Source organism: Duffyella gerundensis, assembly GCF_001517405.1.
Lineage (GTDB): Bacteria > Pseudomonadota > Gammaproteobacteria > Enterobacterales > Enterobacteriaceae > Duffyella > Duffyella gerundensis.
Genome location: NZ_LN907827.1, coordinates 636,910 through 658,006, shown reverse-complemented (window position 1 = coordinate 658,006; position 21,097 = coordinate 636,910). Strand labels below are relative to the sequence as shown.

Sequence of the window (21,097 nt, the reverse complement as noted above, 5' to 3'; positions counted from 1 at the left end):
CTTATTTAAAATGAATATTAATGAAGTGGTTCGTTCCAACTTATCTCAATGGATTGTTAATTTTGGCATAGTCAAAGGGAGAGATAACTTCTTGCATATTCGCATCCAAATAATCAGCCCACCACTGCAGCATCAGTCTCCTCTCTCCCAGATGTTCCGCCTTATGTATATAAGCCGCACGTACAGAACTACGCTCCTGGTGACTCATCTGCCTTTCTACCGCATCCTTCGACCACAATCCCGATTCGATCAATGAACTACATGCCATAGTCCTAAAACCGTGCCCGCAGACTTCAACTTTCGTATCGTACCCCATAACTCGCAGCGCCTTGTTCACCGTGTTTTCACTCATCGGTTTACGTGGATCGTGATCGCCAACGAAAATCAGCTCTCGGTTTCCGCTCATGCTTTTGATTTTTCCCAGAATGGTCAGAGCCTGACGTGATAAAGGAACAAGATGAGGAGTACGCATCTTTAATCCTCGATGTGAATGCTTCACACCTTCCAGTGGTTCACGTTCCCCCGGAATCGTCCACATAGCATTTTCAAAATCGACTTCTGACCAGCGTGCAAAACGCAGTTCACTAGATCGAATAAAGACCAACAAAGTCAGCTCCACAGCTAAGCGTGTTAGTGGTCTGCCAGTATATGTGTCGATACGATGAAGTAGTTCAGGAATACGATTAAGTTCTAGCGCAGCGCGATGTTGCCGTTTTGCTGTAGCAACCGCTCCAGCGATCTCTTGTGCGGGGTTGTAATCGATTAAACCACTTTGCACGGCAAATCGCATAATTGCTGTAGTTCGTTGCTGTAAACGCGCAGCCACCTCAAGACGTCCAGAGATTTCTACGGCTTTGATGGGAATAAGTAAATCTCTGGTTTTTAGTTCGGCGATATTTCGCTTACCAATCGCATCGAACAAATTATCTTCCAGACTTTTAAGAACACGGCCACTATGCGACTCAGACCACTTTTGATTGCTGGCGTGCCAGTCTCTGGCAACAGATTCAAATGTGATGACCTCTTTAGCCTGTTCTTCTTTTACTGCACGCTTATGCTCACGAGGATCGACACCGGCAGCAACAAGCCTCCTGGCCTCTTCCCTCTTTTGACGAGCATCCGCCAGGGATGTTTCAGGATAAACCCCAAAAGCCATCAGGTGTTGCTTACCACCGAAGCGGAAACGGAAGCGCCAGTATTTGGAGCCGTTAGGGTGTATCAGCAAAAACATGCCATCGCAATCTACAAGCGAGTATTCCTTTGCTTCAGGTTTTGCCGAACGCACCTTGGTATCAGTCAGGGCCATGATGGTATTCCTTCCATATGCTGCCGTGAGTATATAAGCATTATCGAACCAGCATATATACTCGGTTCTATACTCACAAGCATGTTGATGTGGGGTAACTCAGATTGATGTCGGTTGACTGAAAAGCGGGGCAAAGCCTTGCGGGGACTGGATTATAGACATAAAAAAAGACCTCAGTTGAGGTCTATTTACATACTGTTGGTGCCGAAGGCCGGACTCGAACCGGCACATCTTTCGATGGTTGATTTTGAATCAACTGCGTCTACCGATTTCGCCACTTCGGCACGAAGAGTTATGCGGAAAACGTTGGGGATTATACCTTTACCCGCCAACTGCGCAAGTCTAAACCACCAGCCTGTGCGCCAAGTGCTGAAAAAATCACCTTACGCAGTTTTGTTCTGGCGACAGCAAAATCGAGACTGCCCACCCGCACCGGCTCCAACGCGACTAAAACACAGCTCAAACACAGCTCAAACACAGCTCAAACACAGCTCAAACACAGCTCAAACACAGCTCAAACAGAATTTAAACGCCAGACACACGCGCGTCAAACACAACAAAGCCAACCTTGCGGCTGGCCTTGTCGATAGTGCAAATACGCTGAAAAGTATTACGTGTTGTCAGACAGATAATGCACTTTTCACACGGGCTTAATGGCTATGGTCGTGCTGCTTGAGTTTGCCTTCCACCTTGTCTTTCGCTTCGCTTACCTTCTCACTGACTTTTTCAGCCATGCCCGGTTTGCCATTGTTCTGGCCATTACCTGTGGCATGTGCGGAGCCGGTACGCGTGCTGTTGAGTCCGGCGTCATCCGCTTCGATAAAATCGCGTGATGCGCTACCCGTTGTGTTAGCCGTGCTGGCGGTATTCGCGCCGCCGGTCAGATTTGCGGCTTTGGCTGTGGTTGCCGTGGCGTTCGCCGTGCCGGTCCGGTTCGCGGTATTCGCTGTCGCGGTGCCGGTTGGGTCGGTAACGTTAGCGGCGCCTGGCGTGCCGGTTTTATCGATATCGATTTCCTGACGACGCACGGTGTCGTTGATGGTCTCAACGTGGTCACGGGTATCTTTGCGCACCACCACTTCTTCTTTAACGCGGGCGGTTTTGTTGATTACTGGCTGCTCATGGCTTTCCGCAATCTCAACGGTTTTCTCAGACCAGTCGATATCACCGTGGTAAGCCGGTTCGTCGACGCTGCGACGGAAGATGTCGGCGTGCTGCTCGTGCAGCGAAATATCTTCCGAGACCTGATCGGTAACCACATAGCGGCGGACGCGTGTTGAACCTTCGCTGATCAGGCGCTTGCCAACCTCGAGTTTTTCCTGGGCGAGGCGCAGAATCTCCTCTTCGCTCTCGTCGCCGGTCAGCGAGGTACGCGGCTCACGGTCATTGGTTTCACCGGCGAACTCACGGTTCTGGCTGGTGTTATCAGCCACCACATCACGACGTGCACGAGAAGGGACATCCACCGAATCGTGGGAGTAGAGAATGGTCATCGCTTTTGCGACATCCTCTTCTGCTGCACGCAATGAGACAATCACGCCGCCTTTATCCATCGCTTCGCTGTAAACGTCGGCATATTCGCGGTCGACGGTTTCGCCGAACAGGCGCTGCCAGATGCTGGGGTGACGAATTGCTTTGCCTTCAGACTGCAGGCGCTCACCGCTGATTAAACTGATATCCCGATCGGGGAAACCTGCTTTGATGAGATTTTTTTTCGCGGCTTCTGCCTGAGTAGCTGTATCAAACAGGGTGACGATTTTTTCGTGTGCCATGATAAATTCCTCTCTGTTGGGCTGTTATTACCGATCGTTCTCTTTCGCTTTGGTTTTCTCTACCTGAACCTGCTGTTTACGTAGTGTTACCACCTCTTCAAAGGGCACGGTTTCCTGCACTTTGTGAATGTGTAACTCCTCTTTCAACACCAACTTTCTGATGATGTGAATCTCTTCTTCCACTACCGGCACGATCATTACGCCCTCTTCTTCCCTGATTGCTGGCATCTCATCGACGTACTGCATTTTCGGTACATGCTTAACCTCAACGCGATCCTTGTTCAGTAACGTACTGACCACTTCCTGCTGCTCGATAGTCGAACGGGTAACTGAAACATGACTATCCACTACTCGCTGTTTAGTGAGCTCAACCTGTTCTTCAACGCGATTCAGCACAACGTCATCGGCGTCGTGAATATCAGGCTGCCGCTGTGTTTCTTCAGGCTGCCCGGCCATATATTCTCCCGTTAGTTACCGCTGATTTAAATAACGTTTTACACCGACACGATACATATTATCTCGCTGCAACACGTCGCTGCGTTGTTATTAATGCTAGACAAAGATTGCGACTTGCCAAGTAAAAAAACGCAAAAACATCTTGCTAACAGTGGAAATACTTAGTCATAAAATCACTAAGCGAAGCGGCAGATAAATAACACAAGACTTTGTTTTTTAATCATTAAAATCAAAATCCACTGCCAGTCACATTCAAGGCGACGGTAATATTAACTGGCCGTGGCGTGCTTTTTTATCGTTAATACCAGGAGCATTCCGACTAATATTCACCTTCTTTGAAACGCTTAACGCTAAATATCAACTACAACACAAGAGGGCTAATTAACCTTGTCGGAGAAACGGCTGATTAAATAGTAAATAAGCGCATCGGCAACACATTCCAGGACGCGTCTTAAAACCGCCGCCGCAGGCATTTTTGAATGAACTTCTCACGTATGATGTCGTCTCAGCATTTCTGAGCGCGCCGTTCCTGCGCTGATACGTCCATTGAGGTTGATATGAAATACGCACAACGCACATTAACAAGTCTGGCAGCGGCCGCGCTATTGGTTGCAGGCAGCGCTTCAGCAGCAAGCTGGCAGGATCAGCTCAGCAGCGCCGCTACGCAGCTCAGCCAGCAGAACAACACCAGCAACACCGGCAGCACCACGGCGGCTCAGAATGGTGGCCTGTCGCTGTCGTCACTGAGCAGCTTGCTTAACGGCGGCGATAAAACCGTGGCTTCCAACAGCATGACCAACGCCGCAGGCATCATGCAGTACTGCGTTGAGCACAACGTCGTGAAGAACAACGTGCAGTCGGTGAAAGATCAGGTGCTGAGCAAGCTCGGCCTGAGCGCACCTGCCGCGCAGGAACAGAAAACCGATTATCAACAGGGCATCGCCGGCCTGCTGAATACCGGCAACGGTCAGCAGCTCAACCTGCAAAGCCTCGGCAATACGCAGCTCGGTGAGAAGTTAAAAACCAAAGCCTGCAACGTGGTATTGAAGCAGGGCAAGAACTTCATCTCCTGATCGCTTTACCCGATCATCGTGAATAAAAAAGGGACGCCTCGGCGTCCCTTTTGTTTATTGCATGCTCGATTACTCGTGATGCAACGATTTGCGCACTTCGGCTACCTGTTCTTTGGTCACTGCCGGTGCTTTGTTGCTCCAGCCCTGACGCACAAAGGTCGCCAGCTTCGCCACTTCATCATCGTTCAGACGATTGCCAAAGCCCGGCATCGCCAGCGTGGATGGCGCCTTCTCGGTAGAAGGCTGCTGCGCACCGACCAGGATAGTGTGAATCAAACCGGTAGGATCGCCTGCGTTAACCAGCGTTGCCTGATCCAGCTCCGGGAAGATGCCCGGTGCGCCTTTGCCGGTAACAAAATGGCAGGCGCCACAGTTATCCAGATAGAGACGCTCGCCTTCGCTGAGGTTTTTCGCCGCGGTGAGTTTCGCTTCGGTGGCCTGCGCCGCGTTAGCATCGCCAGCCTGCAGCGGTGGGTTACCGCCAAGGAACTTGAGGTAAGCGGCAATCGCCTGCAGATCGGCGTCGGTCATGTGTGAGCTGCTGTGCTCAACCACTGACGTCATCTCACCGCCCACCGCCGCTTTATCGTTGCGGCCAGTTTGCAGGTAATCGACGATCTCTTTCTCGTTCCAGCGTGGTAAACCGCGCAGCGATGGCACTTCCCAACCGTTGAGGTTGCCACCGGCAAGGAAATCACCGTCGCCGCTGTCCAGCGCCTTCTCATTCATACCGAGGCCGCGTGGCGTGTGGCAGCTACCGCAGTGGCCCAGGCTTTCAACGATGTAGGCACCGCGGTTGATCTCAGCCGAAGCGCCGCCAATAGGTTTGAACGCCTTGTCGCTGGTAAATGCCCAGTTCCAGAAGCGCATGCCCCAGCGCTGGCTGAACGGAAAACTCAGGCTGGTTTCCGGCGGCTGTTCGGCGCTGGGCTGCACGCCTTTCATAAAGTAGGTGTAGAGCGCGTGCATGTCCGCGTCGCTGATTTTGGCGTAATCAGGGTACGGCATTGCCGGATAGAGGCCGGTGCCGTCCGGCAGCACGCCTTTACGCACCGCATCATTGAACTGTTGTTCGCTGTAGTTACCGATGCCGTGTTCTTTATCTGGCGTGATGTTGGTGGAGTAAATCCGTCCCAGATTGGAATCGATCGCCAGACCGCCGGAATAGGCTGGCTTGCCCGCGACCGAGTGGCAGGCCATGCAGTCGCCGAGCCGGGAAAGGTATTCGCCCTGCTTGATCAGCTGCGCCTCATCTTCCGCCTGTGCCTGCACGGAAACCGCGCCCAGCAGCATGGCGTTGGCGAGAAAAAAGGTTTTAAGGTTCAACAATTTCATTCGCTTATGCCTGTACCAGTGGGCCGGGGTTTTTCAGATACTGATCTTTGATCGCCTGCGCCGCCATCAGGGTAATCGCGCCGATGGTGTCGGTCGGGTTCGCCTGGAAGTTCTGCGGGAAGGCGTTGCCGCCCGGCACAAAGACGTTATGCACATCCCAGCTTTGCAGATACTTGTTCAGCGCCGAGGTACGCGGGTTGTCGCCCATCACCGCGCCGCCGACGTTGTGCGTCGAGACATATTTGGTCAGGTCAAAGTTCGCTTCCATCGGCAGGAAGCTCATGCTCATGCTGTCCGGGTTAAGCTCTTTGGCGATGTTGCCAACCACACCTTTCAGATACTGCTGCAGTTTCAGCTCGTTCTGTTTCCAGTTAAAGGTCATACGCAGCAGCGGATTGCCATGCTCATCGTTGTAGTTCGGATCGAGATCCAGATAGATATCGCGATAAGACTGGCAGGTGGTGGTGATGCTGATCTTCATCGAATGGCCGTACCACTCTTCCATGCCCTCTTTCCAGCCGGTACCCCAGCTTGGTGTGCCTTTTGGCAGTGAGGTGGAAATTGGCGTGCCGGTGGCCTGCGAGCTGTGAATTTTCGCGCCGCCGAGGAAGCCGAGGCCTGGGCCATCAAAGTTGCCTGGCGAAACGTCGTTAAACATCTGGCCGGTGGCGCCTGCGGTGGCAAACGGATTGAAGTTTTTATCTTTGAAGAACAGCGTCGCACCGCCGTTGCTCAGGAACGCATAGTTGCGCCCTACCACGCCCTCTTCACTGACCGGATCGTAAGGCTTGCCGATGCCGGAGAGCAGCATCAGGCGCACGTTGTAGAGCTGGAAGCTGCTGAGCACAACAATCTTCGCTGGCTGGAAGCACTCGTCGCCGTTTTCGTCGATGTAGATCACGCCCTTGGCGGTTTTCTTATCGTCGTGCAGCACCACTTTGATCACTTCCGCGTGCACTTCGTAAGAGAAGTTAGACATGCGCTTCAGAGAATCCATGACCGCGGTTTGCGGCGAGGCTTTCGAGTAGTTCAGGCACGGATATTTACTGCAGTAGCCGCAGTAGTTACAGGGTGCAATCTGGTTGCCGTAAGGGTTGGTCCAGGCGCGCGATACGCAGGCTGACGGGTTCGGGAACGGATGATAGCCCAGTTTGGTGGCCGCTTCGGCGAACATGGTGTTGTTCAGCGTGTCGTCCAGCGCAGGCAGCGGATACGGGTTAGAGCGCGGGCCTTCAAAGGGATCTCCGCCCGGCAGGATTTTGCCGCGCAGATTGCCGGTTTTGCCCGACTGACCGCAGATGTTTTCAAATTTGTCGTAGTACGGCTCGATCTCGTCCCAGCTGAACGGGAAATCCATCACCCGCATATCTTCCTGCAGAATACCCGGCTTGTACGCCTGATCGGCGTAGGTTTTCAGCTTGATGTCGGTTGGCGTTGGACGGATCAGTACCGCCGTCCAGTGCAGACCTGCGCCACCCACGCCGGTGCCTGGTGCAAAGGCGCCCCACTTGCGGGTCGGCAGTGCGGTTTCGCCGACGTTGTAGCGCACGGTGACCGCGGCTTCAGCGGGCGTGGCGAACACTTTATTACGGACGTTATAGGCGTATTCGTCAGCCGGTTTTGGATAGGCGAAATCGTCGTAACCCCGATCGGGGCCGCGCTCCAGTGCGCGAACGGTGAGTCCTGCCATTGCCAGCTCGATGCTCATCAGCGAGCCCGCCCAGCCGAGGCCGCAGACTACGACGTCGACTTCTGGTTTAGTTACCTGTGCCATTGTAAACCCTGTAAAAATGCAAAAACGGAGAGAGACGGCACGCCGATCAGGCGCGCTCACCCTTGACGCTGATCGGACCGAGTGGATACGGCACGTTGTGCTGTTTCACCCATTCGATGTAGCTGGCGCGCGCGCCAGGGAAGCCGATGGCAATCCAGGCTTTCATGCCTTTGTTGCCGCCGTACATCGGATCGGAGAGATAGCCGTGTTTGGTATCAGAAAGCAGCTGGCTGAAGAGGTGCGACGACTTCATGTTGCTTTCCCCGAGCGCGGCGAAATCGATGCCGTTTTTCTGCATTTGGGTCAGGGCGTCATCTTTTTGTTGCTGCGTCAGCGCATGGAACGGCTGCTGATGGGTATTCTGGCTCCACTGATCTACCAGCTTGATGCCGGCTTTGTAGATCTGCTGTGGGTAGTAAGGGATCTGATAACCCATGGTGGCAGGCGCATTCAGGTCAAACGGCCCGGCCATGTAGATCTCTTTACCAAAGTCGTCGGTATGCAACTGCTGATCGATAAAGATCGGCACGTTGGTTTCCAGTGCGCCAGGCGCTTTGCCTTTACCACCGGCGGGAATCAGACGATCGCAGGCGGCGAGGATAAATTGCCACTCCTCAGCGCTGAAAAAGATGGGTTTATAGTCGGTTAATTCGGGTGCAGCCATTTCGGCTGCCTGGGCGGCGGTCAGGCCTTTATAAATCAGGCCGCTTAATGGCAATGCCATTAACGACCCCATCAGAAATTTACGTCTGGAGGTTTCTTTTTGTAGAAGCATCAGTACACGGCTCTCACATGCCAGGAAAGTAATTCAATTGTTAATTGGGGTTATAATCGGTAAACATCCCGGCAATCTTAGGGATACAGACATTTCAAATTGTAATAATAAAATTCAAAGTGTTTTTCATAAAGAAAGCATGCAGATCGCCTTTTAGCGCATTGAACGATTCGGCGGTAAAGGCAGAATAAAATGTGGGAAAATTAAGTGAGGAAGGTTTTATCCGTCAGCGCAGCGGTAAATCGCGCTTAAATGATTCCTGAAAGAAATAATACCCACATTAAACCTATGAAAATAAATCACATTGCCTTAAACAGCTGAAACGCCGAAAAGCAACACTAAATTAACAAAATAAACGCAAATATATAAATTTAGCGCAATGCAATTAACACTATAAAAAGCGTGCAAGACGTAATTGTTTAAACCGGTTACAGCGGCTTTACCCATTTTTGCTGGCTGATATTCACGCAGATTTCATCACTTATATTCGATTATGCTCAAATAATGATATTCCGTTGCCCAGCGGTTATTATTCAGGCCAGGTAATAAATAATGGCTACCGACGACGGGGTGATAAAACAGTAATCACCTTTTCACGACGAGCCGGACACCTCTACCGCTCACAGGACGCGCTAAACTCTCTCTATGGATAAAGAAACTGAACTGAAACGCGTTAAGCGCATTGCCCTGCTGCTGCTCTGTCTGGCGGCGGCAACGTTTGTGGTAACCCTGTTTTTACCCCCGGGTATCTGGGTTAGCGGCATCAAAGCGGTGGCCGAAGCGGCGATGGTCGGCGCACTGGCGGACTGGTTTGCGGTGGTGGCGCTGTTTCGTCGCGTGCCGGTGCCGTTTATCTCGCGTCATACGGCGATTATTCCGCGTAATAAAGATCGCATTGGTGAGAACCTCGGACGCTTTGTGCAGGAGAAATTCCTCGATACACCGTCGCTGCTACAGCTGATTCGGCGGCACGATCCGGCGCAAATTGTGGCGAACTGGCTGAGCGTGCCGGCTAATGCCGAACGGGTCGGTTATCACCTGTTGCAGCTGATGCGCGGCTTCCTCGATCTCACTGACGATGCGCGCATTCAGCGCTTTATGCGCAAGGCGGTGCATGCCGCTATCGATAAGGTCGATTTAACCCAGTCGGGCGCGATGATTCTGGAAAGTCTGACCAAAAACAATCGCCATCAGGCGCTGCTGGATGCCGCGGTGGAACAGCTGCTGGCGCTGCTTAACCGGCCCGGTACGCGTGAACAGATTGCCCGGCAAATTGTCCGCTGGTTGAAGCGTGAACATCCGATGAAGGCGAAGATGCTGCCCACTGAATGGCTGGGCGAGCACAGCGCCGATCTGGTTGCCAATGCGGTTAACTCGATCCTTGATGATGTCAGCCAGAACAGCGGTCACGAAGTGCGGCTGGGCTTCAACCGCGCGGTAGAACGGCTGATTGAGAAGCTGAAGCACGATCCGGAAATGGTTGAACGGGCAGAGACGCTGAAGAGCTGGATTAAAGAGGATGAGGCGCTAAATCGCTATATCGGCGAGCTATGGCAGGATGTGCGCGGCTGGTTGAAGGCCGATCTGGATAAAGAGGATTCGCGGCTGCGCCAGCAGGTTGCCGCCGGTGCCCGCTGGTTCGGTGAAACGCTGGTTAATGACAGCGCCCTGCGCGCCTCGCTGAATCAGCATATGGAACAGGCCGCCAGCAGCGTGGCGCCGGAGTTTGCCAACTTCCTGACGCGCCATATCAGCGACACGGTGAAAGGCTGGGATGCGCGCGATATGTCACGCCAGATTGAGCTGAATATCGGTAAGGATCTGCAGTTTATTCGCATTAACGGCACGCTGGTCGGTGGCACGATCGGACTGATTTTGTATTTGCTTTCGCAGTTGCCGCAGTGGATTGGGGGATAGAGTTTGGGGCCATTTCGTTTTGCCTTGCAGGCGGGCTTTTAAGGTCAAGGTCTTTAGGTCAAGGTCTTTAGGTCAACGGCTGTTTCGTTCTGCCCTGCGGGCCGACCGAGCAGGGGCGGCATGCGCCCCGCCCCTGCACCCCGGCTATCCGGCAAGCACAACCGCCCGCTAAAGCGGGTTCCCTCAGCAAAAGCGTTTTCCTGACGGACCGGACGCGATTCGCTCCCAGCTCAGCGCGCCCTCTCGCCGCATCCCTGCGGCTCGCCCTGGAAAATGCTTTTGCCTCGGCGTTTGTGATGCCTCCCCAAGGTCAAAAACCAGGTCAAAACCAAAAACACCAAAAACACTGAAAAAACTCAAGACACTCAAGACACTCAAGACACTCAAGACACTCAAGACACTTAAGTCACTAAAAAGACTGAAAAGACTGAAAAGACTGAAAAGACTGAAAAGACTGAAAAGACTGAAAAGACTGAAAAGACTGAAAAGACTGAAAAGACTGAAAACATTAAAAGCTTAACGCCTGACAAGTTAGTTCAGGGCTAATTCAGGAGCAGTGTGAAATTGGTGGGAGTATGCGAATTGTGAGCCTGGTACGTGCGGGTGGCGTTTGAGGGCTGGGTTGTGAGGATGACGTTCGATGTGGGTTGAGATTGAGTTTGGGGAAGGGAGTGAGTACGGGCGCCGGAGGGCGCCCGTTGTGATTTAACGGCGTTTGAGGAGCATGAAAACGCTGATGGCGAAGAACGCGGCGCTGGGCAGGATGGCACCGAGAATCGGTGGCAGGCCGTAGACCAGGCTGAGTGGGCCAAATATCTGATCGAGCACGTAGAAGACAAAACCGAAGCTGATGCCGGTGACGACACGGGTTCCCATCGATACGCTGCGCAGCGGACCGAAGATGAAAGAGAGCGCCATCAGCATCATCACCGCCACAGAGAGCGGCTGGAAGATCTTGCCCCACATGTTCAGCTGATAACGTCCCGCTTCCTGGCCGCTCTGCTTGAGGTATTTACTGTAGTTGTAAAGACCACGAATCGAGAGCGCGTCAGGGTCCAGCGCCACTACGCCGAGCTTGTCAGGGGTCAGGCTGGTTTTCCATTCACCGCTCAGGGTTTGCTTGCCGCTAATCTGTTTAGGATCGTTGAGGTCCGATTCATCGACCTGCGCCAGTACCCACACTTTGCGTTCCGCGTTCCATGTTGCGGTGGCGGCGTAACGCACGCTTTTCAGGCGACGATCGTCAGTGAAGTTGTAGATGCTGATGCCATCCAGTTCGCTGTCGCCTTTCAGCTGCTCAATGTAGATAAAGCTGTTGCCGTCTTTGGCCCACAGGCCATTTTGCGTCGACATCAGCGAGCCGCCCAGCAACTGCTGCGCACGGTAACTGCGCGCCATCTGCTCGCCCTGCGGCGCAACGTATTCACCGATGGCCATGGTCAGGATCACCAGCGGAATCGCGGTTTTCATCACCGACAGCGCAATCTGCAGGCGGGTAAACCCTGATGCCTGCATCACCACCAGTTCGCTACGCTGTGCCAGCGTACCGAGGCCTAACAGCGCGCCTAACAGCGCCGCCATCGGGAAGAAAATCTCAATATCTTTTGGAACGCTTAACAACGTGTAGTAACCGGCATCCAGCGCGGTGTAAGCGCCCTGCCCGGTTTTACGCAGCTGATCGACGAATTTGATAATGCCCGACAGCGACACCAGCATGAACAGCGTCATCATGATGGTGTTGAAAATCGTTTTACCGATATAGCGGTCAAGAACGCCAAACATCAGACGGCACCTCCGTGCTTAAAGCGGCTACGAATACGCCGCATCGGTACCGTGTCCCACAGGTTAAGCAGAATCGCCAGCAGCAGATAGGCGATGTTTACCGCCCACATGCCCAGCGCCGGATCGATACGACCTTTCGCGCCACTCGACTTCAGCGAACTCTGCAGCAGGAAGAAAATCAGGTACAGAAACATGGCCGGCAACATCGACAGCACGCGTCCCTGACGCGGGTTCACCACGCTGAGTGGCACCACCATCAGCGCCATCACCAGCACCGAGAAGACCAGCGTTAAGCGCCAGTGCAGCTCGCTGCGGAACGGCAGCGTGTCGCTGGCCATCAGGGCGCTGAAGCTCGCCTGCTCGGCATCTTCCGGATCCAGCGTCGCCTGCTGATAGCCCACAATGGCCTGATAGTTTTGGAAATCGGTAATACGGAAATCGCGCAGCAGTGCGGTACCCTCAAAGCGGGTGCCTTTATCCAGCGTCACCACCTGCGAGCCGTCACGGCGCTGCTCCATATGGCCGCTGTCCGCCACCACCACCGAAGGACGGGCGTTGCCTTTCGGCCGTAGCTGCGCCAGGAAGACGTTGCCAAACTGGTTGCCTTTAACGTCTTCGATAAACAGCACTGAATTGCCGTCGCTGGACTGCTGGAACTGCCCTGCCGCCAGCGCCGCAGCGCCGGGGTTCGCCTTGGCGTTTTGCGTCACCTGACTTTGATAGCGCGATGACCAGGGTCCAAGCCAGACAACGTTGATCGCCGCCACCACCGAGGTGAACAGCATCAGCACCATCGCCGCTTTGACCAGAACGCCTTTACCCAGGCCGCAGGCGTGCATCACCGTAATTTCACTTTCGGTGTACAAACGGCCCAGCGTCATCAAAATCCCTAAGAAAAGGCTGAGTGGCAGGATAAGTTGTGCCATTTCCGGCACGCCAAGACCGAGTAAGGTCAGAACTAAATTTGTTGGAATGTCGCCATCCACCGCTGCCCCTAAGATCCTGACGAGCTTCTGACAAAAGAAGATCAATAACAGGATGAAGAGTATTGCCAGCTGGCTTTTGAGCGTTTCCCGAACCAGATATCTAATGATAATCACGCTTAGTACGCCTGTGAAAACTTGTCTTTTTGCAGGAAAATCGATAGTTTCAACGCTTATGCGCCATTTTGCTTTATCAATGGCCAACATCATAGCTAACATTGTATGACACAAGCGTGTTGGGTGACCAAAAAACAAGAAATTGTCACCGAAACTCAATCTGACGTCCGTTTACTAAACGTCGTTACGCAACGATTAAAACGCGTTACGAAAGCGCTACATTCTAGCGAGAGCAAACGCCGTTGTCTTTAAGATTCAGGAGAGTGCATGGAGTTCAGTGTAAAAAGCGGTAGCCCGGAAAAACAGCGGAGCGCTTGCATCGTTGTCGGAGTCTTCGAACCGCGCCGTCTGTCACCTATCGCCGAGCAGCTGGATAAAATCAGCGACGGTTATATCAGCGCCCTGCTGCGCCGCGGCGAACTTGAGGGGAAAGTCGGTCAGACGCTGCTGCTGCATCATGTGCCCAATATACTCTCTGAGCGCATTTTGCTGATTGGCTGTGGCAAAGAGCGCGAGCTGGATGAACGTCAGTATAAGCAGGTTATCCAGAAAACCATCAATACGCTGAACGACACCGGTTCGATGGAAGCGGTCTGCTTCCTCACCGAACTGCACGTCAAAGGACGCAACACCTACTGGAAAGTGCGTCAGGCGGTTGAGACCTCAAAAGAGGCGCTTTACAACTTTGACCAGCTCAAGAGCAATAAAGTCGAGCCTCGCCGTCCGCTGCGCAAGCTGGTGTTCAACGTGCCAACGCGCCGTGAACTGACCAGCGGCGAACGCGCTATCCAGCACGGCTTAGCGGTTGCCGCGGGCGTGAAGGCGGCGAAAGACCTTGGTAATATGCCGCCAAATATCTGTAATCCCGCTTATCTTGCTTCGCAGGCGCGCCAGCTGGCCGATGCCTACAGCAAAAACATCACCACGCGCGTGATTGGCGAGCAGCAGATGAAAGAGCTGGGGATGCACGCTTACCTGGCGGTGGGCGCAGGCTCACAGAATGAATCGCTGATGTCGGTGATGGAATACAAAGGCAGCCCGGATGCTGACGCCAGACCGATCGTGCTGGTCGGTAAAGGCCTGACCTTTGACTCTGGTGGCATCTCGATCAAGCCCGCCGACAGCATGGATGAGATGAAGTACGACATGTGCGGCGCGGCATCGGTTTATGGCGTGATGCGCATGGTGGCCGAACTGGCACTGCCGCTGAACGTAGTTGGCGTGCTGGTCGGCTGTGAAAACATGCCGGATGGCCGTTCAATGCGCCCGGGCGACGTGCTGACCACCATGTCCGGTCAAACGGTTGAGGTGTTAAACACCGACGCCGAAGGCCGCCTGGTGTTGTGCGATGCGCTGACCTACGTTGAGCGCTTCGATCCTGAAGTGGTGATTGATATCGCCACGCTGACCGGCGCCTGCGTGATTGCGCTGGGTCATCACGTCAGCGGGCTGCTCTCCAACCACAATCCGCTGGCGCACGAGCTGATCAGCGCCTCCGAGCAGGCGGGCGATCGCGCCTGGCGTTTGCCGATGGCAGATGAGTATCAGGAGCAGCTGGAATCAAACTTTGCCGACATGGCCAATATTGGCGGCCGTCCCGGCGGCGCGATCACCGCTGCCTGCTTCCTTGCGCGCTTTGCCCGCAAATATAACTGGGCGCACCTGGATATCGCTGGCACCGCCTGGCGTTCCGGCAAAGCGAAAGGCGCCACTGGCCGTCCGGTCGCCTTGCTGTCACAATTCCTGTTAAACCGCGCCGGATTAAACGGCGACGATTAATGACCCTCAGGGCCAACCTCGTGTGGCCCTGACTTTTTTCTCCTGCCGACAGAGGGCACTGCCGTTCTGTCAAACATGAGCCAGCCGGGTAGTTAATGAAAAACGCGACCTTCTACATTCTGGACACAGAAACGGGAATCGATGGCCTGAACGCCGTCGAAACGCTGGTGTGCGATCTGGCAGAAGCGCGATGGCGCGCGGGCAAACGTGTGCTGATCGCCTGTGCAGATGAAGCGCAGGCGATTCGTCTGGATGAAGCGCTCTGGCAGCGCCCTTCCACCGCCTTTGTGCCGCATAACCTGGCAGGCGAAGGGCCAAAATATGGCGCACCGGTTGAGCTGGCCTGGCCGCAGCGCCGCGGCAACGCGCCGCGCGACCTGCTGATCAGCCTGCTGCCGACCTTCGCAGATTTTGCTACAGCTTTCTATGAAGTGATAGACTTCGTTCCTCACGAAGAATCGCAAAAACAGCTGGCGCGCGATCGCTACAAAGCGTATCGCAGCGTGGGCTTCCACTTGAATACGGCGACGCCACCCCCGCCGCAAACGACATAGCAGACATGGAAAAGACATATAACCCGCAAGAGATCGAACAGCCGCTTTACGAGCACTGGGAAAAGCAGGGCTACTTTAAACCCAATGGTGATACCAGCCAGGAAAGCTTCTGCATCATGATCCCGCCGCCGAATGTGACCGGCAGCTTGCACATGGGTCACGCCTTCCAGCAAACCATCATGGACACGATGATCCGCTATCAGCGCATGCAGGGGAAAAATACCCTGTGGCAGGCGGGCACCGACCATGCGGGCATCGCCACGCAAATGGTGGTGGAGCGTAAAATCGCCGCCGAAGAGGGCAAAACCCGCCAGGATTACGGCCGTGATGCCTTTATCGAAAAAATCTGGCAGTGGAAGGCGGAATCGGGCGGCACCATTACCCGTCAGATGCGCCGTCTGGGTAACTCGGTCGACTGGGAGCGCGAGCGCTTCACCATGGACGACGGGCTGTCCCACGCGGTAAACGAAGTGTTTGTTCGTTTGCATAAAGAGAACCTGATTTACCGTGGCAAGCGCCTTGTGAACTGGGATCCCAAGCTGCGCACGGCGATTTCTGACCTCGAAGTGGAAAACCGCGAGTCAAAAGGCTCAATGTGGCATATCCGCTATCCGCTGGCTGACGGTGCGAAAACCGCCGACGGCAAAGATTATCTGGTGGTCGCGACTACTCGTCCGGAAACGCTGCTGGGCGATACCGGCGTGGCGGTCAATCCGGAAGATCCGCGTTATAAAGATCTGATCGGTAAGTCGGTGATGCTGCCGCTGGTCAACCGCCGCATCCCGATCGTGGGCGATGAGCATGCGGACATGGAAAAAGGCACCGGCTGCGTGAAGATCACCCCGGCGCACGATTTCAACGACTACGAAGTAGGCCGTCGCCATCAGCTGCCGATGATCAACATTCTGACGCTGGACGGTGATATCCGCGAAAGCGCGCAGGTGTGCGATACCAATGGCGAAGAGAGCACGGTTTACGCCGACGCGCTGCCCGCGGAATTCCAGAAGATGGAGCGTTTCGCCGCGCGTAAAGCGATTGTCGCGGCGGTGGATGCGCTGGGCCTGCTGCAGGAAGTCAAACCACACGATTTAACCGTGCCTTATGGCGATCGCGGCGGCGTAGTGATTGAACCGATGCTGACCGATCAGTGGTATGTGCGCACTGCGCCGCTGGCGAAAGTCGCGGTGGAAGCGGTGGAAAACGGCGACATCCAGTTCGTGCCGAAGCAGTACGAAAACATGTATTTCTCCTGGATGCGCGATATTCAGGACTGGTGTATTTCCCGCCAGCTGTGGTGGGGCCACCGCATTCCGGCCTGGTATGACGATCAGGGCAACGTGTTTGTGGGTCGTAACGAAGCGGAAGTGCGCGCGGAAAACAACCTCGGCGCCGACATCGCGCTGCGTCAGGATGATGACGTGCTGGATACCTGGTTCTCCTCCGGGCTGTGGACTTTCTCCACGCTGGGCTGGCCAGAAAACACCGAGGCGCTGCGCACCTTCCATCCGACCAGCGTGCTGGTCAGCGGCTTCGACATCATCTTCTTCTGGATTGCACGCATGATCATGCTGACCATGCATTTCATCAAAGATGAAGACGGCAAACCGCAGGTGCCGTTCAAAACCGTCTACATGACCGGTTTGATTCGCGATGAAGAAGGCCAGAAGATGTCCAAATCCAAGGGCAACGTGATTGACCCGCTGGATATGGTGGATGGCATTTCGCTGGAGGCGCTGCTGGAAAAACGCACCGGCAACATGATGCAGCCGCAGCTGGCAGATAAAATTCGCAAGCGCACCGAAAAACAGTTCCCGAACGGCATTGAGCCAACCGGCACCGACGCTCTGCGCTTCACGCTGGCGGCGCTGGCTTCTACCGGCCGCGATATCAACTGGGATATGAAGCGTCTTGAAGGCTACCGCAACTTCTGTAACAAGCTGTGGAACGCCAGCCGTTTTGTGCTGATGAACACGGAAGATCAGGATTGCGGCATGAACGGCGGCGAAAAAGTGCTGTCGCTGGCCGATCGCTGGATTCTGGCTGAGTTCAACAATACGGTGAAAGCGTATCGCGAATCACTGGATAACTACCGTTTCGACCTCGCGGCGAACATCCTTTATGAGTTCACCTGGAACCAGTTCTGCGACTGGTATCTGGAGCTGACCAAACCGGTCATGACCAGCGGCAGCGACGCTGAACTGCGCGGCACGCGTCATACGCTGGTAACGGTACTGGAAGCCTTGCTGCGCCTCGCGCATCCCATCATTCCATTTATCACCGAGACCATCTGGCAGCGCGTGAAGGTGCTCAAAGGCATTACCGCCGATACCATCATGCTGCAGCCGATGCCGGAATATCACGCCGATCAGGTTGATAACGCCGCGCTGGCCGATACCGAATGGCTGAAGCAGGCGATCGTTGCCGTACGTAATATCCGTGCAGAAATGAACATTTCACCGGGTAAACCGCTGGATGTGCTGCTGCGCGGTGCCAGTGCTGACGCGCAACGTCGCGTGGAAGAGAACCGCAGTTTCCTGCAGAAGCTGGCGCGACTCGACAGCCTGACGCTGCTGCCAGCGGATGACAAAGGCCCGGTGTCGGTGACCAAAATCATCGACGGCGCTGAGCTGCTGATTCCGATGGCCGGCCTGGTGGATAAAGCCGCCGAGCTGGATCGCCTGGCGAAAGAGGTCAGCAAGCTTGAGGTAGAGATTGGTAAAATCGAAGCCAAGCTGGCGAACGAAGGATTTGTGTCACGCGCCCCGGAAGCGGTGGTTGCTAAAGAGCGTGAGCGCATGGCTGAGTTCGAACAGGCTAAAGCGAAAATGATCGAGCAGCAGGCGGTGATTGCCGCATTGTAATTTGCGGCATGACGCGTTAATTTTTACTGGCCGGGCAATGTGACCCGGCCTTTTTTATTTCTGCCAGTGAGCCTGCACGATGACAGCTGAACCCCTTCTCAATCTGCATTTGCGCCCGATGGTCGCCAGCGACAATCCTTCTGTTGCCCGGGTGATTCGCACCGTTTCCGCTGAATTTGGCCTGACCGCCGATAAAGGCTACACCGTCGCCGATCCCAATCTTGACCGGCTGTTTGAGCTTTACAGCGAAGCCCACAGCGCCTATTGGGTGGTGGAGATGGATGGCGAGGTTGTCGGCGGCGGCGGCATAGCGCCCCTGCTGTGCAGCGCACCCGATATTTGCGAGCTGCAAAAGATGTATTTCCTGCCGCAGCTGCGCGGTCTTGGGCTCGCACGCCGTCTGGCCCTTCAGGCGCTGGATTTCGCCCGGGACCGCGGTTTCCGCCGCTGTTACCTCGAAACCACCGCCAGCCTGACGCGCGCGATTGCCCTGTACGAGCAGCTGGGCTTTGAGCATATTACGGAGCCGCTGGGCTGCACCGGGCATGTTGATTGTGAAGTGAGGATGCTGAAGGCATTGTGAGGGGTGGCTTGCCCTGGCTTGCCCTGGCGCAGGCGGGCTTCTTAAAGGCCAGGTCAACGTCCAGGTCAACGGCCGTTTCGTTCTGCCTGAAGGCAGTCCGCTTAAAGGGCCAGGTCAACGGCCATTTCGTTCTGCCCTTCGGGCCGCCCGAGCAGGGGCGGCATGCGCCCCGCCCCTGCACCCCGGCTATCCGGCAAACACAACCGCCCGCCGCAGGCGGGTACCTTCGTCGATTCACATTTCTTCACGGACCGTTCGCGATTCGCTCCTGCTCAGCGCTCCCTTGTCCCGCCATCCATGGCGGGCCATCCTAAAATGTTCATCTCCTCAGCGGTGGTGATGCCTCCTCAAGGTCAAAACCCAAGTCAAAACCCAAGTCAAAACCCACGTCAAAACCCACGTCAAAACCCACGTCAAAACCCACGTCAAAACCCACGTCAAAACCCACGTCAAAACCCACGTCAAAACCCACGTCAAAACCCACGTCAAAACCCACGTCAAAACCCACGTCAAAACCCACGTCAAAACCCAAAAATCTAAGGCAAAGGCAAAGGCAAAGGCAAAGGCAAAGGCACTTCGATTTTCACTTTGTTGGAATTCAGGCTTTGGGTTTTGGGTTTTGGGTTTTGGGTTTTGGGTTTTGGGTTTTGGGTTTTATTTAGAATTTGAAGTTTTATTTAGGATTTCATCTTTTATCTTTTCGGTTTTGACTTGGGTTTTGACCTTGAGGAGGCATCACAAACGCCGAGGCGAAAGCGTTTTCCAGAATGAGCCGCAGGGATGCGGTGAGAAGGCGCGTTGAGCAGGAGCGAATCGCGCCGGGTCCGTCAGGAAAAGGCTTTTGCTGAGGGCACCCGCGCAGCGGGCGGTTGTGTTTGCCGGATAGCGCGGGAGCAGGGCCGGGGCGACTGCCGGCCCTGCTCGGGCTGCCTTCAGGCAGAACGAAATCGCCTTTGACCTTGACCTGGGTTTCGACCTTTAGAGGCATCACCGCCGCCGAGGGAAAAGCGTTTTCCAGGACGAGCCGCAGGGATGCGGCGAGAGGGCGCGCTGAGCAGGAGCGAATCGCGCCGGGTCCGTCAGGAAAAGGCTTTTGCTGAGGGCACCCGCGCAGCGGGCGGTTGTGTTTGCCGGATAGCGCGGGTGCAGGGCCGGGGCTAAAGCCGGCCCTGCTCGGGCAGGCTTTAGCCTGTACGAAACGGCTTTTGACGTTGACGTTGACCTAAAAGATTTTGACCTTAACAGCCGCCTGCCAAGGCTACTCTCGCCCCGCCGGCATCCCACTATGAAACCGTAATTCGCTGTCGGGCTCGGCGATCAGCCGCCCTTCTGCCTCGCCGATGGCTTTTACTCGCGGCGCGATGTCCACCGGTGAAATCTGCGCGGCCAGCGCAAGATAATCCTGATAGTGACGCGCCTCGGAGCGCAGCAGCGACAGGTAAAACTTCTGCAGCTCCTCATCCAGAAACGGCGCCAGGCTGGCAAAACGTTCGCAGGAGCGCGCTTCAATGTAGGCGCCGCAGATCAGCTTATCCACCAGCGTATCCGGTTCGTGAGTGGTGACTTCGCGCAGCAGCCCTTTGGCATAGCGGCTGGCGGTGATTTTTTTATAGACGATGCCGCGCGCCTGCATGATCTCCCACACCTGATAAAAATGGTGCAGCTCCTCTTTGATCAGCAGCACCATCTTTTCAACCAGATCGTCAGCCCACGGCAGTTCGTTACGCACGATAATGCTGCGCGTCAGGCCGCGATGGGCGTTGAGAAAGTCGGTGTCGTGATGTTCGCGAAAAATGAAGTTTTCATACGGCTTGAGCCACGCGAGGATCAGATCGCCGCTGGGCTGGTCGGCAACGTATTTACGAATCAGCCAGGCCGCGGTTTGCGCCGCCTTGAGTTCGCATACCATATGATCGGTGAGCAGCAGCGTCAGATTTTCCGGCTTGCGGGCCTCATCAATCCACGCCTGAGAGGTGCGGCAGGTCAAAAAATGGTGGACGGGTTCGAGCAGTGCAGCGTAGTTCATGTTT

General features: G+C 54.9%; 16 protein-coding genes and 1 tRNA gene. 6 read left to right on the top strand and 11 right to left on the bottom strand.

Going from position 1 to position 21,097, the window contains the following annotated elements; all coding sequences use genetic code 11:
* Positions 1-40 precede the first annotated feature (40 nt).
* The 4 genes from EM595_RS02985 to EM595_RS02970 all read right to left on the bottom strand — a co-directional run bounded on the left by EM595_RS02985 (position 41) and on the right by EM595_RS02970 (position 3,534).
* Complete coding sequence (locus EM595_RS02985; protein ID WP_067427732.1) at positions 41-1,306, bottom strand: tyrosine-type recombinase/integrase; 1,266 nt, start codon at positions 1,304-1,306, stop codon at positions 41-43.
* A 199-nt stretch (positions 1,307-1,505) separates the two neighbouring features.
* A tRNA-Leu gene (locus EM595_RS02980) sits at positions 1,506-1,590 on the bottom strand.
* A 366-nt stretch (positions 1,591-1,956) separates the two neighbouring features.
* On the bottom strand, positions 1,957-3,078 hold the full coding sequence (locus EM595_RS02975; protein ID WP_067427730.1) for a YsnF/AvaK domain-containing protein: 1,122 nt from the start codon (positions 3,076-3,078) through the stop codon (positions 1,957-1,959).
* Positions 3,079-3,105: 27 nt separating this feature from the next.
* On the bottom strand, positions 3,106-3,534 hold the full coding sequence (locus EM595_RS02970) for a DUF2382 domain-containing protein (protein ID WP_067427728.1): 429 nt from the start codon (positions 3,532-3,534) through the stop codon (positions 3,106-3,108).
* A gap of 557 nt (positions 3,535-4,091) precedes the next feature.
* Here EM595_RS02970 and EM595_RS02965 point away from each other — a divergent pair.
* Positions 4,092-4,607 carry a YjjA family protein gene (locus EM595_RS02965; RefSeq protein WP_067427727.1) on the top strand — a complete coding sequence of 172 codons (516 nt, stop codon included), beginning with the start codon at positions 4,092-4,094 and terminating at the stop codon, positions 4,605-4,607.
* A 69-nt stretch (positions 4,608-4,676) separates the two neighbouring features.
* Here EM595_RS02965 and EM595_RS02960 read toward each other — a convergent pair whose 3' ends face one another.
* Genes EM595_RS02960 through EM595_RS02950 form a run of 3 tightly spaced genes read right to left on the bottom strand, consistent with a single transcriptional unit; the run spans position 4,677 to position 8,491 of the window.
* Positions 4,677-5,942, bottom strand: a complete 1,266-nt coding sequence (locus tag EM595_RS02960) for a c-type cytochrome (RefSeq protein ID WP_067427724.1) — start codon at positions 5,940-5,942, stop codon at positions 4,677-4,679.
* Between the two features lie 4 nt (positions 5,943-5,946).
* Entirely contained in the window at positions 5,947-7,716 is a 1,770-nt protein-coding gene (locus EM595_RS02955) for a GMC family oxidoreductase (protein WP_067427722.1), read from the bottom strand.
* A 46-nt stretch (positions 7,717-7,762) separates the two neighbouring features.
* A complete protein-coding gene (locus tag EM595_RS02950) occupies positions 7,763-8,491 on the bottom strand; it encodes a gluconate 2-dehydrogenase subunit 3 family protein (protein WP_067427720.1) in 729 nt (242 codons plus the stop codon).
* A 645-nt stretch (positions 8,492-9,136) separates the two neighbouring features.
* Here EM595_RS02950 and EM595_RS02945 point away from each other — a divergent pair.
* Entirely contained in the window at positions 9,137-10,408 is a 1,272-nt protein-coding gene (locus tag EM595_RS02945) for a DUF445 domain-containing protein (RefSeq protein ID WP_067427718.1), read from the top strand.
* 705 nt (positions 10,409-11,113) lie between these two features.
* Here EM595_RS02945 and lptG read toward each other — a convergent pair.
* On the bottom strand, positions 11,114-12,190 hold the full coding sequence (gene lptG, locus EM595_RS02940; RefSeq protein ID WP_067427715.1) for an LPS export ABC transporter permease LptG: 1,077 nt from the start codon (positions 12,188-12,190) through the stop codon (positions 11,114-11,116).
* The gene (gene lptF / locus EM595_RS02935) at positions 12,190-13,290 is read right to left on the bottom strand and encodes an LPS export ABC transporter permease LptF (RefSeq protein WP_067435101.1); all 1,101 of its coding nucleotides are present in this window, start codon (positions 13,288-13,290) and stop codon (positions 12,190-12,192) included. The genes lptG and lptF overlap by 1 nt, the downstream gene beginning before the upstream one ends.
* A gap of 267 nt (positions 13,291-13,557) precedes the next feature.
* Between lptF and pepA the strand changes: the two genes are divergently transcribed.
* The 4 genes from pepA (at position 13,558) to EM595_RS02915 (ending at position 19,067) form a co-directional block, all read left to right on the top strand.
* Positions 13,558-15,069, top strand: a complete 1,512-nt coding sequence (gene pepA / locus EM595_RS02930) for a leucyl aminopeptidase (RefSeq protein WP_067427713.1) — start codon at positions 13,558-13,560, stop codon at positions 15,067-15,069.
* Positions 15,070-15,164: 95 nt separating this feature from the next.
* Complete coding sequence (locus tag EM595_RS02925) at positions 15,165-15,623, top strand: DNA polymerase III subunit chi (protein ID WP_067427711.1); 459 nt, start codon at positions 15,165-15,167, stop codon at positions 15,621-15,623.
* A gap of 5 nt (positions 15,624-15,628) precedes the next feature.
* Positions 15,629-18,484 carry a valine--tRNA ligase gene (locus EM595_RS02920; RefSeq protein WP_067427709.1) on the top strand — a complete coding sequence of 952 codons (2,856 nt, stop codon included), beginning with the start codon at positions 15,629-15,631 and terminating at the stop codon, positions 18,482-18,484.
* 79 nt (positions 18,485-18,563) lie between these two features.
* On the top strand, positions 18,564-19,067 hold the full coding sequence (locus tag EM595_RS02915) for a GNAT family N-acetyltransferase (RefSeq protein WP_067427707.1): 504 nt from the start codon (positions 18,564-18,566) through the stop codon (positions 19,065-19,067).
* A 319-nt stretch (positions 19,068-19,386) separates the two neighbouring features.
* On the opposite strand, the gene EM595_RS21340 is transcribed toward EM595_RS02915, so the two are convergent.
* Entirely contained in the window at positions 19,387-19,587 is a 201-nt protein-coding gene (locus EM595_RS21340) for a FliH/SctL family protein (protein WP_231938715.1), read from the bottom strand.
* A gap of 738 nt (positions 19,588-20,325) precedes the next feature.
* Positions 20,326-21,093: a tRNA isopentenyl-2-thiomethyl-A-37 hydroxylase MiaE gene (miaE, locus tag EM595_RS02905; RefSeq protein ID WP_067427703.1), complete on the bottom strand. Its 768-nt coding sequence runs from the start codon at positions 21,091-21,093 to the stop codon at positions 20,326-20,328.
* Positions 21,094-21,097: the final 4 nt, after the last annotated feature.